This window comes from Trinickia sp. (assembly GCF_057351765.1).
Window position 1 is genome coordinate 145,251 of sequence record NZ_JBMRBK010000075.1, and the last position, 14,625, is coordinate 159,875.

Here is a 14,625-nt window from a genome sequence, read left to right on the forward strand (position 1 = left end):
AGATGATTTAACCATTTTACTAAGCATAGGTCTATCGCATATAAAGAGTGCACGAGGTCGATCGAACCATCTATTCAATGCGGCGCCGGCACAGCGCGTGCGCCCCGAGACATCGAAACGAGACGCAAATGACCAACAATCGTCCGGACGCATCGCGCGCCGCTTACTACGAGCAGATCGCCCGCCAGCACATGGCGCCGCTATGGGAATCGCTGCACAGCCTCGTTCCGAAAGCGCCGCAGCCGAAGGCACAGCCCGCGATCTGGAAGTACGCACAGGTACGCGATCTCGTGATGGAGGCGGGCAGCGTGATCAGCGCCGAGGAAGCCGTTCGCCGCGTGCTGGTGCTCGAGAACCCCGGGCTGTCCGGCAAGTCGAGCATGACGCCGAACCTCTATGCGGGGCTTCAGCTGATTCTGCCCGGCGAGATCGCCCCCAGCCACCGTCATACGCAGTCGGCGCTGCGCTTCATCGTCGAGGGCAAGGGCGCGTGGACGGCCGTCGACGGCGAGCGGACGACGATGCATCCGGGCGATTTCATCATCACGCCGTCGTGGGCGTGGCACGACCACGGCAATCCGTCGGCAGAAGAAGGCGGCGAGCCCGTGGTCTGGCTCGACGGCCTCGATATTCCGCTCGTCGCGCAGATGGACGCGGGTTTCGCCGAAAACTACCCTGAGGCGACTCAACCCATCTCGCGTCCCGAAGGCGACAGCTTCGCGAGATTCGGTCACAACATGGTGCCGATGCGGCATCGCGCGTCCGATCCGACTTCGCCGATTTTCAGCTACCCGTACGAACGCAGCCGGGAAGCGCTCGATGCGCTGTATCGCAACGGCGAGCTCGACGACTGGGACGGCGTGAAGCTGCGCTACGTCAACCCGGCGACGGGGGGCTGGCCGATGCCAACGATTGCCACCTTCATGCAGTACCTGCCGGCGGGCTTTACGGGCCGCGCCTATCGCAGCACCGACGCCACCGTGTATTGCGTCGTCGAAGGCAAGGGCAGCGTGAAGATCGGCAGCGACGAATTCACGTTCGAGCCGCATGACGTTTTCGTCGCCCCGTCGTGGGAACCCGTGCAACTTTCGGCGTCGGCGGAAAGCGTGCTGTTCAGCTATTCGGACCGTCCGGTGCTCGCCGCGCTGAATCTGCTGCGCGAAGAGCGCAGCTAGGCGGGCGCATCCTGATCTTTGCGCGCCCGGTCACAGGGCGCGCCCTCCATCCTTTCACTTGTCGAGTCGACCCCATCATGGCTTTCGTTTTCACTCCCGAAGCGCCCGTCGCTGTTCCCGTCGCTGGAAGTGACGCTCAATTCGCGGTGCGCCGCGTTTATTGCGTGGGCCGCAACTACGCGGCGCATGCGCGCGAAATGGGCTTCGATCCCGATCGCGAGCCGCCGTTTTTCTTCTGCAAGCCGACCGATGCCGTCGTCCCCGTCGCCTATGGCGAAACGCTTGAACTGACGTATCCGTCGCAGACGCAGAACTATCACTACGAAGCGGAACTCGTGGCCGTGATCGGCAAGAGTGGCGCGGACATCGAAGTCGAGCAGGCGCTCGATCATGTGTGGGGCTACGCCGTCGGCGTCGATATGACCCGTCGCGACCTGCAGATGAAGATGCGCGAAATGGGGCGCCCGTGGGAAATCGGCAAGGCGTTCGACCGTTCCGCGCCGATGGGCCCGATTCATCCCGCAAGCGCCGTCGGCCACATCCAAAACGCGGGACTGTGGTTGACCGTCAACGGCGAGACGAGGCAGAAGAGCGATGTGTCGCATCTGATCTGGTCGGTAGCGGAGACGGTCGCCTACCTGTCGAAGTTCTTCCGCCTCGAACCAGGCGACGTCATTTTCACGGGCACGCCGGAGGGCGTCGGCGCGGTGAAGGCGGGCGATCTGATGAAGGTCGGCATCGAGCATCTGGGTGAATTGACCGTTCGCATCGTGTGACGCAGCGCTATCAACGGAAGACACGGCCGTGCAACTCCATAGTTTCTTCAACAGCTCCACCTCGTACCGCGTGCGCATTGCGCTGGCACTCAAGGGCCTCGCGTACGACACGCTGCCCGTCAATATTCGGATCGGCGAACATCGCGCGACCGACTATGTGGCGAACGTGAATCCGTCGGCGTCGGTGCCCGTGCTGATCGACGGCGAATTCAGCCTGGGCCAGTCGCTTGCGATCCTCGACTATCTCGACCGGAAATATCCCGAGCCTCGCCTCGTTCCGCTGGAACCGGAACGGCGGGCGCGCGTGCTCGAACTGGCGACCGCGATTTCGTGCGACATCCATCCGCTCAACAACCTGCGCGTCTTGCGTTATCTGGAAACGGAGCTGAAAGTTACGCCGCAACAGAAAACGCAGTGGTATCGACACTGGGTTGCGGAGGGCATGGCCGCCGTCGAGCGTCTGCTCGAACGCAGCAACGAAGGCCCGTGGTGCTTCGGCGCGCAGCCGACGCTGGCGGATGTGTGCCTCGTACCGCAGATGGCCAACGCGTTGCGCATGGACTGCAGCCTGGGGGCGTACAAGCGCAGCCTGGCCGTCTATGAGCACGCATCGCAACACGCTGCATTCGTTGCCGCCCAGCCACAGCGTCAGCCCGATTACGTGGCTTGACATCAAGTTGTGGACTCGAGAATGGCGCACGCGCCGTCCTCGAGCCCACTAACGAACCTTGGCTTGGCTATTGCACGGGCGCGCTTCCGGGGCGCGCCACTCCATTCGCAGCGCCATCAGGCAGCCACCGCCTCAAGCCTTCCGACGCCCCTTTGCGGAACGTTCACGATTCACTCGCAACCGGAACTGAAACGTATCGCCCTTGAAATACAGGTATTCGAAGTCGACGGGGTGATCGTTGCTGTCGTGCGTCAGCCGTTCGACGCGAAGCACAGGCGCATCGCGTTTGATCTCGAGCGCGCGTGCAACAGGTGGGCGCGCGGGTATAGCGTTGATGCTCAGGTCTGCACTGCCCAGGGCAATGCCGCAATCGTTCTCGAGCATGAGAAAAATGTCGCGCGTGGCGAGGTCGGCACGCATCAGCTTCTTGCCGAGAGATTCGGGCAGGAACGTAATTTCGTAGGATGTCGGCTCGCGATTGAGCAGGCGCACACGATGAATCTCCGCCACCTTCTCACCCTCCTGAAGCATGAGCTTCGCGGCGACCTCGGCGTTGGCTGGAACGAAAGTGAAAGAGACCACGCGATTGACGATTTCGTGTCCTTCGCTCGACATGGCCTCGGCGAAGCCTTGCAGGGACGTGATGTTCTGCGCCGCTTTCGGCTGCGACACGAATGAGCCCTTGCCGTGCACCTTGAAGATCAGCCCTTCCTTCTGAAGATCGCCGAGCGCCTGCCGGATCGTGATGCGGCTCACCTCGAACATCGCCTGCAGTTCACTCTCCGATGGCATGCGGCTATGCGGAGGGTACCTTCCGTCGAGGATACCGCTACGCAGCGTATCTTTGATTTGCTGATAGAGCGGAACCGGCGAGTCGGGTTCGAAGGCGATCTGGCTTGTCTGCATGGTCGATGAGCGGGAGCACGGGGGATTCCACGATGCAGCTTTGGCGATGGAAGATTATACCGCTGCATATCTGCGTTGACGACCCAAAAACCCATCATGTCATGTCATGGGATGGCGTGTCATTTCAAGACCTCGTTTTTTGACGGCATTCGGTTTCGAGCATACGGCGTCACGCACCGACTTATGGCGAGAATGACTGATGCGTGTGCCAGGTCGCACCTGCATGAAGCGCACCGCCGAAAAAAAAGCCCGAGCGAACCGCGTTTCCACGATTGGCATCGTCCTTGCTTGGGACTACATGTCATGTCTTGTCATGACGAGTAGATGAGTGAAGCACTAACGGAGAGAAAATTGGACGCTTTGCCCGCCCTGATCGTCACCGCGACGGCCGCTTATGTTTCGACCAACGTCGATGGATATGCACTGCTGCTCGGATTTTTCAGTAACGAGCGTTATCGCGCGATGGAGATCGTCGCGGGGCAATTCCTCAGCATGGCGACCCAGTTGGCGATATCGATTGCGGTCATGCGCTCGGGATGGGTGGCGCATTCGCCGTTGGTCGGTCTAGTCGGCGCCGTGCCGCTGCTGGCGGGGCTGAAGCGAATCGCACAATTGTGCCGGCGAGATGGGCCGCGAAACGAAAATGCGGTGTGCCGGGAGAGTCCGGGCCACGGAACGTTCGGGCGCGTAGCGACGGTGGCTGCTGTGACGACTTCCGGCGCGATCGACAACGTGATGGTTTATTCGAGCGTCATGATGGATCGCGCCCCGTCCCAGATGACATTCATTGCGGGGGCGTTTGGATTGCTTACGGCATTGCTCTGTCTTTGCGCATTCTGGAGCGCAGGCTCCCGCTCGTCGATCCCGGCGTTGCAGTTCGCGGCGAGGCGCGTTGCGCCATTCATGGCGGTGGCTATCGGCGCGTCTTTGTTTATTCGCTTCCGTACGTTTCCGTGGATCTGTTCGCTTGCCTGATGCCGCGCAAGCTTGCACCAAGCCGGAACCGTTTCTGCACCGACAACCTGCTCGCGCGCAATCGTGAGGCGCGACAGAGGCTGAAAGAAGGGCAAGTCGGCGGTTGTTGCCCCCGGTAAACGTTGGCATAGGGCTTGCATAGATTCGCCAACTTGTAATGACGAGTTATGTCCACGGAGATCGTGTCGAAAGGCAGACGGTCGATGTCGACGGTTGATGTTTCTGGCTGGATCCCACGCGGGCGGAGCAGGGACCCGATTCATGTCACTCACTCTTAGGGTTACACCATGCGAATCAGAGCTTTGGTAGGCCGGGCGTTGAGCAGTGCCTCGCTCGTCGCAATCGGCGCCATGCCGGCGTTCGGAGGCGCCGCACACGCGGAAACGATCGACATCGGCATCGGCACGCAAGACACCACGACGAACACAGTCACGGGCGGCATCGTCATCAAGCAGCTCCATCTGCTCGACAAATATTTGCCGCATACGGGAAAGTACAAGGATGTCGCCTACAACGTGACGTGGCAAAACGCGACTTCCGGGCCGCCCATCACCAACGCCATGATCGCGCGCAAGTTGCAGATCGGCATGATGGGCGACTATCCGCTGCTCGTGAACGGGGCGACGGGGCACGCAACGAACAACGATACCGAACTCGTCGCGGTAATCGCCTATAACGCGCACGGCGGCGGCAACGGCATCGTCGTACCGAAAGATTCGCCTTACTACGATTTGAGCGATCTGAAAGGCAAGCGCGTGTCGGTGCCGTTCGGCTCCGCCGCCCACGGCATGCTGCTCGCCGCGTTGCAGAGCCGGCATCTGCCGAGCGACTACTTCGCGCTCGTGAACCAGTCGCCGGAAGTCGGCAGTACGAGCATCCAGGAAAAACGAATCGACGCGCATGCGGACTTCGTGCCGTTCGCCGAGTTGCTGCCCTATCGCGGCTTCGCGCGCAAGATCTTCGACGGTGCCGAGACGGGACAGCCGACGTTTCATGGCGTGGTGGTCCGCAAGGACTTCGGCCAGAAATATCCGGAGATCGTGACGGCTTACATCAGGGCTTTGATGGAAGCCGACGATTGGGTCCGCCGCGATCCGGAGCAGGCCGCGGAAAAGATTCAATCGTGGACCAAGGTGGACAAGGAGGTAGCGTACATCTTCCTGGGACCAGGCGGCATCGATACGCTCGACCCAACCATCAAGCCACGCTGGGTCGCCGCGTTGAAGGCGGACTATGCGGTGCTCAAGAAGCTCGACATGGTGAAAGACCTCGACATCGACAAATGGGTGAACGACGCCTTCGTGCGCGAGGCTTTCAAGGAGTCCGGGCGCAATTACGACGCGCAGCTCGCAGACTTCTCCAACTATCAGGTGCAGGGCAACGACACGGTGTGCAACGCGCCGATCGGCGATCCGTCGCAGGCGGGACAGATTTGGGCCGAAGGCGGCAAGGTCGCCTCGTTCAGCTCCGCTGCATGCACGCTCGAAGGTGTGAACGCGTATCGCGCGCAAGGCAAGAAGGTCGACGCGGTCTATCTGATGGACAAGACGCTCGGCGTGAAGGTCTTTGCGGATGCCGCGTTTTATACGCTCGGCGCTGCGAATGGAAAAAGACCGGACATCGGATCGTTCATGCTCAAGCGCGATGCCGAGGCGAGTGCGAAGAACTCGGGCGAGACGGTCGTGAACTTTGCGCAGGCGTTGAGCGCGGTCGGCAAGGGAGGGAAGTGACATGGAAGGCTCCCTCGATCTCGAGATCAAGAACGGCGCATCGTCGTTGCCTGGAGAGAAACCGCCGGCCGCTGTGTCAAGTAACGGCGTCCGTAAGCAAGCCTCGGCGCCGAACGGTGCGCAAGCGGTCGCCGTGAGGCTCGCATTCGCGATTGCTTCGCTCGGCGCGCCATTCCTGGTCTGGTATCTCGGCACGCGCTATCGGGTCCAGTTCTATGTCCGCTTTCAGGACGTGCCGACTCCGCTCGACGTGTTTCATGCGGCAGTGCATGTCGCCGGGTCAAGCACGTTTTCGACGAACATCGGCAACAGCTTGCGACGCATCTTCCTGGGATTTTTCGTCGCACTGCTCTCGGGCGTAGGACTGGGCTTGGTGATCGGACGATATCGCATCGTGAAGCAGTTGCTCATGCCGGCGATCGAAGTGCTGCGGCCCATCCCGGCGATCGCCTGGGTGCCGTTGTCGATCATGTTATGGCCGACAACGGAGTCGTCGATCGTGTTCATCACGTTCATCGGCGCGTTCTATCCGATCCTGCTCAACACGGTCGATGGCGTCGAGTCGCTCGATGGCGTGCTGCTGCGCGCCGGCCGCTGTCTCGGCGCGAGCGAAGCCCAACTGTTCTGGCATGTGATCTTGCCAGGCGTCCTGCCCAATATCTTCACAGGGCTGGCGGTAGGTATGGGGGTGGCTTGGGTGTCGCTCATCGCGGCCGAAATGATCGCGGGGCAGTACGGCGTCGGCTACTACACGTGGGAAGCCTATTCGCTCGTCAACTATCCGGCGATCGTCCTCGGCATGATCACGATCGGCGCCCTGGGTCTCGTCTGCAGCGGCGCGATCCGTCTCGTCGGGCAGTTCTCGATGCCATGGCTCGCATACGTCAACGGAGCGCGCAAATGAGCAACGCAAACAAAGGCCGCATCGAGTGCCGCAACGTCGGCGTCGTGTTCGGCTCGGGCAACGCCGAGACCGAAGCAGTCAAGGACGTATCGCTGACCGTCGAACCGCATGAGTTCGTTTCGCTGATCGGGCCATCGGGCTGCGGCAAGTCCTCCTTGCTGAGCATTGCGGCGGGCTTTACGAAACCGACGCAAGGAACGGTCACGCTTGACGGCGTACTCATCAAAAAGCCCGGCGCGGAACGCGGCGTGGTGTTTCAGCAGTATTCGCTATTCCCTTGGCTGCGTGTGCGAGAGAACGTCGAGTTCGGCCTGAAGATGGCAGGCGTCTCGCGTGCCAAACGCGAAAGCACTGCCCGCACGCTGCTCGGCCTTGCGGGGCTGCTGACGTTCGAAAACCACTATCCGGATCAATTGTCGGGGGGCATGAAGCAGCGCATCGGCATCGTGCGCGCGCTTGCGGCCAACCCGCAGGTGTTGCTCATGGACGAACCGTTCGGCGCGCTCGACACGCAAACGCGGACCGTCATGCAGGAGATCCTGACGAACATGTGGCAGCGCTTCCGGCTGTCGGTGCTGTTCATCACACATGACATCGAGGAAGCCGTCTTCCTGTCGGACCGCATCTACGTGATGACGGCGCGGCCTGGCCGCATCAAGACCGAAATACGCGTGCCGCTGCCGCGTCCGCGTTCGGCAGCGATGCTGGATACGCCCGAATTCATCGAGTTGGTGCATCGCCTCAAAGGCCTGATTCGCGAGGAATCGCTCGCCGCGATGGGATCCGAACTGGGACCGGGCGGCGTGGAGGGTTTCAGCATGGAGATGGGCCCGAACGGCGTCGAAGAGATGCTCTGATCCTGTCGAGCCAGCATTTGGCGCAGTAAGACACAACGCGAAAAGCGTCCCTAACCGAGGGCGGGGGATAACGTTCTCGATCCGATGGAGTTTTGCAATGAGCAAGAAACCGAACATCCTGTTCTTCCACGTCGACAATCTGGGCATGGGGGAACTCGGCTGCTACGGCGGCGGCAAACTGCGCGGCGCGGATACCAAGCGTATCGATGCCTTCTGCAAGGAGGGCACCAAGCTCACGCACTACGTGGTCGAGCCGCAATGCACGCCGACGCGTTCAGCGTTGATGACGGGCCGCTACCCGATCCGCTCCGGCAATCACACGATCGCGCTGGGGGGCAACGGCGGCGGCCTCGTGAGCTGGGAGGTCACCATCGCCGAACTGCTGGCGCAGGGCGGATACAAGTCCTCGTGCCTCGGGAAATGGCACATCGGCGCGGAAGACGGGCGTTTTCCGACCGATCACGGTTTCGACGAATGGTATGGCCCATTGCGTACCTATGACGAGTGCATGTGGTTGGAGGATCCCCACTACGTGCCCGAGCGGGATGGCTACTCGCACATGCACGAGGGCTTCAAGGGCCAGGGCGCGAGGCCGCTGCTCGACGAGCAGCTCACGATGGAAACCAAGAAGACCTGCGACCTCGAGTACCAGAAGCGCGGACTCGACTTCATGCAGCGTTGCGTCAAAAACGACGAGCCGTTCTTTCTTTACTTCAATCACTCGCTGATGCACTTTCCGATGTCGCCGCGCGACGAGTTCGTCGGCAAGAGCACCAACGGTGAATGGGGCGATTGCCTGTTGATGCTAGATCACGATTTCGGCGTGCTGCTCGACGAACTCGACCGTCTCGGCGTGGCGGACGACACGATCGTCATCTTGTGCGGCGACAACGGCGCGGAGGACCATCTGGCAGGACGCGGCACCGGCGGATTCTTCGACGGCTCGTACTTCAGCTCGGCGGAGGGCGGCATCCGCACGCCGCTGCTGGCGCGGTGGCCGGGTCGTATTCCGGCGGGCGTGGAAAGCAACGAGATGGTCCACGTCACCGATCTCTTCACGACGCTGCTCAAGTTCGCGGGAAGCGACACGCCGAAGGACCGGCTCATCGATGGTAAGGACCAGACCGCGTTTTTCCTCGGTGAACAGGAGAGCTCGAACCGCGAGTCGTGCATGGTATGGCTCAAGGACGAGCTGCATGCGGTGAAGTGGAAAGACTTCAAGATCAACTTCAAGCGCCAGCAGCATTTTCACGACCCCGAGCTGCCGCTCGGCTTCGCGCGCATCACGCATCTGCAGGAAGATCCCAAGGAACGCGAGGCGGTCAATCAGCGCTACGTGCGGTGGTGGGTGATGCAGCACGCGCATCGCGTCGTGCGGGAGTTCGAGGACAGCGTGAAGCAGGAGGCGCTGATTCCGCCGGGCTCCGAGCTCGACTTCGTGCCGAAGTCGGTCTTCAACGCATAACGCCATGGGCGCGCCGATCATGGACATCAAACTCGAGAAGCCCGCATGCTGCTGCTCCGCAAAAGCGGCGGCGCCTTCCATGAACGCTGCCCGCACCGAAGGGATGGTGTGGATCAGAGGCAGCGACTTCACGATGGGCTCCGATGTTTTTTATCGCGAGGAACGTCCGGCGCGGCGCGCCACTGCTCCCGATTTTTGGATCGACGCGCACCCGGTGACGAACGCGCAGTTCGCTGTTTTCGTCGAGGCGACCGGCTACGTCACGCTCGCGGAGCGGCAGCCCGATCCGGCGCTGTATCCCGACGCCGATCCGGCGCTTCTGTGCCCCGGCTCGCTGGTGTTCACGCAGCCGCAGTCGCGGGTGAGCCTGCACGACTTTCGGCAATGGTGGGCTTATGTGCCGGGCGCGTGCTGGCGCCGCCCCCAAGGGCCGGACACCGATCTGGGCGGTCTCGCCGACCATCCGGTCGTGCATGTGTCGCTCGCGGATGCGAGCGCCTACGCGGCATGGGCAGGGAAGTCTCTGCCGAACGAGATCGAGTGGGAATATGCGGCCCGCGGCGGTCTCGATGGTGCGGTGTATCCCTGGGGCGATGAATTCACGCCCGAGGGTCGGCAGATGGCGAATACGTGGCAAGGCGAATTTCCGTGGAGCAACGCTGTGCTCGACGGTTTTGAACGCACTTCGCCGGTGAAGTCGTTCCCGCCGAATGGTTATGGGCTTTACGACGTTGCGGGCAACGTGTGGGAGTGGACCGTGACCCGTTACGGCCAGCCGCCTGGCGTCGCGGATGTGAAGTCGTGCTGCATCCCGTCGACGGGCTCTCACGCTCCGGACGTGCGCAACGTGGTGAAGGGTGGATCGCATTTATGCGCGCCGGCCTATTGCCTGCGCTACCGGCCTGCGGCACGTCAGGGCCAGACGCTCGATACGTCGACCAGCCATATCGGCTTTCGATGCATCGTACGGACGTGATCCGTTCGCGGCGCTCCATATGCGATGACGTGTGCCGCGTCTTATGTCTCAAACAACCGAGTACCGATATGACACATCCTGTGAGCAGGATCGATACCCCGCGCGCCGCGTCGCACGTTGCGTTGCCCACGTCGCGCGCCGAACTGCAGCGCGAAATCCTCGCGGGCGTGGTGACGAGCCTCGCGCTGATCCCCGAGGTCATCTCCTTCTCGTTTATTTCGGGGGTCGAGCCGTATTCCGCGCTCTTTGCCTCAGTGGTACTGCTTCTCGTTACGTCGCTCGTCGGGGGGCGGCCCGCGATGGTCACCGCGGCGGCGGGTTCGGTGGCGCTCGTCGTCGGCCCGATGGTTCGCGCCCATGGCACGGGCTACATTTTGCCGGCGGCGCTGCTCGGCGGGATGGTTCAGGTTGCCTTCGGCTTGATGGGCTTCTCGCGCATCGTGCGCTTCATTCCGCGCTCGGTGATGCTCGGCTTCGTCAACGCGCTGGGCATTCTGATTTTTTGCGCACAGTTGCCGCACGTGATCGACAAGCCATTCGAGGTATATGTGGTCTTTGCGATCACGCTCGCTATCGTGCTGGTCGGCCCGCGATTCCTGCGATCCGTGCCTTCTCCGCTTATCGCGATCGTGGTCGCGACCGGCATTGCCGTCGGGCTGCAATGGAGCGTGCCGACGGTCAGCGGTGCTCATCCCGGTCGAGCGGATTTGCCGGGGCTTACGGCATGGACGGTACCGTTCGACTTGAGTACGCTGAAGATCGTATGGCAGACCGCGACCAGCATCGCGTTCGTGGGGTTGCTGGAAACCTTGCTTACGGCCAAACTCGTCGACGAAATGACGCAGACGCGCTCCAACAAGGCGCGCGAATCTTGGGCGCTCGGGCTCGGCAATCTTTGCGCGGGCGCGTTCGGCGGGATCGCCGGTTGCGCGATGATCGGCCAGACGGTGGTCAACGTCGGTATCGGGGGCGCCCGCACACGCGTCTCCACGCTCGCCGCCGCATTCACACTACTTTTGCTCATGACCGGGCTAAGTCCGGTGATGGCGCGTATCCCGACGGCCGCGCTTGCCGCGGTGATGATGGTTGTCGCGGTGAAGACCGTCGATTGGCACAGCTTGCACCCCGCTACGTTAAAGCGGATGCCGCTGATGGAAACGTCGGTGATGGCGGTCTCCGTGGCGTTGACGGTGTATACCGGCAATCTTGCTCTTGGGGTGATGGGCGGCGTGCTGCTGGCGATGGTGTTGTTCGCGCGCCGCGTTGCGCATGTGATCAGTACCACGCGCGCCATGTCGGACGACGGACAAAGCGTGCGTTACGAGGTGCACGGTCCGCTATTCTTCGGCAGCAGCAACGACCTGGTGGACCGCTTCGAGTACGCGGCCGATCCGCGCCTGGTGGTCATCGATTTCTCGAAGTCGCAGATCTGGGACGCATCGACGGTGGCCGCGCTCGATTCCATCCAGATGAAGTATCGGCAGCACGACGCCGCCGTGGTGTTCACCGGTCTCGACGAACGAAGTCGCGCGTTCCACGCACGACTCAGCGGTAATCTCAATGTCGGCTGAGGGGCGCCTGCGCGTCGATGACCCTCCTATCTGAATGTTTTGCCCGAGACGATAGCCGACGGCGCGCCGCGCTCACCGCTCACTTCAGATCGCGCGCCACGCGAAAGCCGTTTGCCGTGTAGCGGACGCTGCCGTCGTACTTGAAGCGCGTCGACGACAGCATATAGCCCGCGCCGTCGAGCCAGGAGCCGCCGCGAATCACGCGCGATTGGCAAAACGGGTCTTCCCATGAGCGCCCGTCGGACGGCGCGTTCTTGTAGGAGCTGTGCCAGCAATCGCTGACCCATTCCCATACGCCGCCGTTCATGTCGTAAAAGCCGAGCGGATTGGGGGCAAACGAGCCGACGTCAGCTGGCGAATCGGCGCGCCACGGCGGGCCGCAGTCCTTGCAGTTGGCGTGGCCCTTGCTCATCGCATCGCCCCACCAGTAGCGCGTCGTCGTGCCGCCGCGAGCGGCATATTCCCATTCGGCCTCGGTCGGCAGCCGATATGGCTTGCCGGTCGTTTTCGTGAGCCACTTCAGATATTGCTGCGCGTCGTCCCAACTCACGTCATGCACAGGCGCGTTCGGACCTTGCCCCCCTTCGCTCGCAGGGCGCAGGCATGCGCTCGCTGCGACACACATGTTCCATTGCGCGACCGTGACCGGGTATTTGGCAAGCGCGAAGCGATGAGCGATGGTCACCCGATGGGCCGGCTTTTCCGACGGGTCGTCCGAGTTGTTGCCCATCGTGAATGTGCCGGGGTCGACCTCGATCAAAGCCGGGCAGGTGGCGCAGTCCCTTATTTCGTGGTTTGCCGCGGATGGCGGCGACTGCGGCGGCATTGCGGCCGTAGGCGGTGCGCCCACGGGCGGGGATACGGGGCGTGAGGATGGCTGCCTGGGCGATGCTGGCGGTGACGTAGCCGATGGCGGCGGCGAGGGCGGCTGCGCTGCGCCCTGCCGTGCCGCCGGCGACTGCCCAGGAGTGGGAGCGGAAGCCGCGGCACGCAGGCGGGCGATGCGCGCCTGTGCGAGCGGAGCGAAACGGCCGTTCGGATAGGCCTTCAGGTACGCCTCATAGTCGCCCGCATAAGTGCTGTCCTTGATCGAATCCCAGAACGTGATTTCGTACTGCTCCGCGCTGTCCTTTGGCAGCACCCCTGCGTTGGACCATCCGGGCCCCGCAGCCAAAGTCGACGCGATCAGGCTCAGGAACACGAGTCGTCGCCACATGTTCAGTCTCCTCATTGTTCCGCCCAAGCATCCATCGCGATAGACCCGTAGTTTGCGCGCAGGGAAGAGCCGATAGTCTGTGCGCCACCGCGCAGTAGCGGACCTCGCTCATAGGCGAGGATAGGTGCTCGCCGGCATGGGCGCGAATCGCCCGGCGCAATGATTCGACGAACGAGGGGACACACCATGCAACGAAGGACGATGCTCATCGCGTGGGCGGCGGCGGTGCTCGCACCGCGGACGTCGTTCGCTGGCCCGACGGCCTCGCCGCCTGGTGCCGAGGTTTACATCATCTGGCCTTACGACGGCGCTGTCATCAAGGGCGGCTTCTGGGTGCGCATGGGCCTGCGCAACATGGGGTTGTGTCCGAAGGGTATCGATCGGCCCAATGTCGGTCATCATCATCTGCTGATCGATACGGATCTGCCGCCAATGGATCAGCCGATTCCGTCCGACCGAAACCATCTGCATTTCGGCGCGGGCGAGACGGAGGCGCGCATCGAGCTTCCTCCCGGAAGACATACGCTGCAATTGCTCATGGGTGACTACAACCACGTGCCGCACAACCCCCCCGTTCAATCGAAAAAGATCACGATCACTGTGACGTAGCCCGACCCGGAGACAGACACCATGAACAAGAGATTTTCCTTCGCCGCAGGTGTCGCCCCATTGGTCGCCCAAGCGATGGCTGCCGCGCTGCTCGTCTCGGCGCCGCTCGCATGGGCCGGCAGCACCCCGGCCGACCCGCGTGCCACCGTCTATATCGGCTGGCCTAACGACGGCCAGGTGTTGCCGGCGGGCAAGCCGTTTCGCGTCTGGTTCGGGCTGCGCTACATGGGCGTCGCGCCGGCCGGGGTGAAGTTTCCCAATACGGGCCACCACCATTTGTTGATCGATACGGACCTGCCGTCCATGGACGAGAAAATACCTTCGGACAGGAATCATCTGCACTTTGGGGCAGGCCAGACCGAGACCATGCTCGATCTTCCACCCGGAAAGCACACGCTGCAGTTGCTGATGGGCGACTTCGATCACACCCCGCACAATCCCCCCATCCATTCGAAGAAGATCACGATCATCGTCAAATGATGTGAGTGTCGGCTCGCGGCCGACACATTCTCCCCGATCTGTTGTCTGTGCACCGTCACACGCCGTTCGAAGTATCGCGAGCGGCGACACCGGCCTGCGTTTCCCTCGTCACTCAGCGTCAATACCGGCAAGCCTTCGCGCACTGCCGGCAGGGTCGCGTCGCGCGCCTGGCACAGCCTGTGCAGTAAGAGACCCGAGCCCGCAACACTTGCAGCTCACTATCCTCGAAGTCCCTTTGCTTAATCTTTTGGAGAACTGTCATGAAAACGCTGATGATCGAAGACCTGAGCGTCGCCAAAGAACTCGACGGCCGTG

Annotated in this window: 14 protein-coding genes; 12 read left to right on the forward strand and 2 right to left on the reverse strand. The window is 62.2% G+C overall.

All coding sequences use genetic code 11. The annotated features are described in order from the left end of the window. Positions 1-128 precede the first annotated feature (128 nt). From gtdA to maiA, 3 genes are all read left to right on the forward strand, one after another. Positions 129-1,175 (forward strand): gentisate 1,2-dioxygenase, encoded by a 1,047-nt coding sequence (gene gtdA / locus ACO1XS_RS21145; RefSeq protein WP_331570440.1) that lies wholly within the window; start codon positions 129-131, stop codon positions 1,173-1,175. Positions 1,176-1,252: 77 nt separating this feature from the next. Next, positions 1,253-1,951 carry a fumarylacetoacetate hydrolase family protein gene (locus tag ACO1XS_RS21150; protein ID WP_486391618.1) on the forward strand — a complete coding sequence of 233 codons (699 nt, stop codon included), beginning with the start codon at positions 1,253-1,255 and terminating at the stop codon, positions 1,949-1,951. A gap of 28 nt (positions 1,952-1,979) precedes the next feature. After that, positions 1,980-2,621 (forward strand): maleylacetoacetate isomerase, encoded by a 642-nt coding sequence (maiA, locus tag ACO1XS_RS21155; RefSeq protein ID WP_486391619.1) that lies wholly within the window; start codon positions 1,980-1,982, stop codon positions 2,619-2,621. 132 nt (positions 2,622-2,753) lie between these two features. Here the strand turns inward: maiA and ACO1XS_RS21160 are convergent, their stop codons facing one another. Beyond that, entirely contained in the window at positions 2,754-3,527 is a 774-nt protein-coding gene (locus ACO1XS_RS21160) for a GntR family transcriptional regulator (protein ID WP_486391620.1), read from the reverse strand. 351 nt (positions 3,528-3,878) lie between these two features. On the opposite strand from ACO1XS_RS21160, the gene ACO1XS_RS21165 reads away from it, so the two are divergent. From ACO1XS_RS21165 to ACO1XS_RS21195, 7 genes are all read left to right on the forward strand, one after another. Beyond that, on the forward strand, positions 3,879-4,502 hold the full coding sequence (locus ACO1XS_RS21165) for a cadmium resistance transporter (RefSeq protein WP_486391621.1): 624 nt from the start codon (positions 3,879-3,881) through the stop codon (positions 4,500-4,502). Positions 4,503-4,789: 287 nt separating this feature from the next. Continuing rightward, the gene (locus ACO1XS_RS21170) at positions 4,790-6,232 is read left to right on the forward strand and encodes an ABC transporter substrate-binding protein (RefSeq protein WP_486391622.1); all 1,443 of its coding nucleotides are present in this window, start codon (positions 4,790-4,792) and stop codon (positions 6,230-6,232) included. Position 6,233: 1 nt separating this feature from the next. Further along, the gene (locus tag ACO1XS_RS21175; protein ID WP_486391623.1) at positions 6,234-7,136 is read left to right on the forward strand and encodes an ABC transporter permease; all 903 of its coding nucleotides are present in this window, start codon (positions 6,234-6,236) and stop codon (positions 7,134-7,136) included. Beyond that, positions 7,133-7,993: an ABC transporter ATP-binding protein gene (locus ACO1XS_RS21180; RefSeq protein WP_486391624.1), complete on the forward strand. Its 861-nt coding sequence runs from the start codon at positions 7,133-7,135 to the stop codon at positions 7,991-7,993. Before ACO1XS_RS21175 ends, ACO1XS_RS21180 begins: the two co-directional genes overlap by 4 nt. A 97-nt stretch (positions 7,994-8,090) precedes the next feature. After that, complete coding sequence (locus ACO1XS_RS21185; protein WP_486391625.1) at positions 8,091-9,458, forward strand: arylsulfatase; 1,368 nt, start codon at positions 8,091-8,093, stop codon at positions 9,456-9,458. A 79-nt stretch (positions 9,459-9,537) separates the two neighbouring features. Next, positions 9,538-10,434, forward strand: a complete 897-nt coding sequence (locus ACO1XS_RS21190) for a formylglycine-generating enzyme family protein (protein ID WP_486391626.1) — start codon at positions 9,538-9,540, stop codon at positions 10,432-10,434. Positions 10,435-10,502: 68 nt separating this feature from the next. Beyond that, positions 10,503-12,005, forward strand: coding sequence for a SulP family inorganic anion transporter (locus tag ACO1XS_RS21195; protein ID WP_486391627.1), 1,503 nt, complete (start codon positions 10,503-10,505; stop codon positions 12,003-12,005). A gap of 79 nt (positions 12,006-12,084) precedes the next feature. Here ACO1XS_RS21195 and ACO1XS_RS21200 read toward each other — a convergent pair whose 3' ends face one another. Continuing rightward, complete coding sequence (locus ACO1XS_RS21200; RefSeq protein ID WP_486391628.1) at positions 12,085-13,221, reverse strand: formylglycine-generating enzyme family protein; 1,137 nt, start codon at positions 13,219-13,221, stop codon at positions 12,085-12,087. 186 nt (positions 13,222-13,407) lie between these two features. Between ACO1XS_RS21200 and ACO1XS_RS21205 the strand changes: the two genes are divergently transcribed. Together ACO1XS_RS21205 and ACO1XS_RS21210 are read left to right on the forward strand one after the other, a co-directional pair. Then, positions 13,408-13,830, forward strand: coding sequence for a DUF4399 domain-containing protein (locus tag ACO1XS_RS21205; RefSeq protein WP_486391629.1), 423 nt, complete (start codon positions 13,408-13,410; stop codon positions 13,828-13,830). 75 nt (positions 13,831-13,905) lie between these two features. After that, on the forward strand, positions 13,906-14,310 hold the full coding sequence (locus tag ACO1XS_RS21210) for a DUF4399 domain-containing protein (protein ID WP_414720263.1): 405 nt from the start codon (positions 13,906-13,908) through the stop codon (positions 14,308-14,310). The last annotated feature ends 315 nt before the right edge of the window (positions 14,311-14,625 follow it).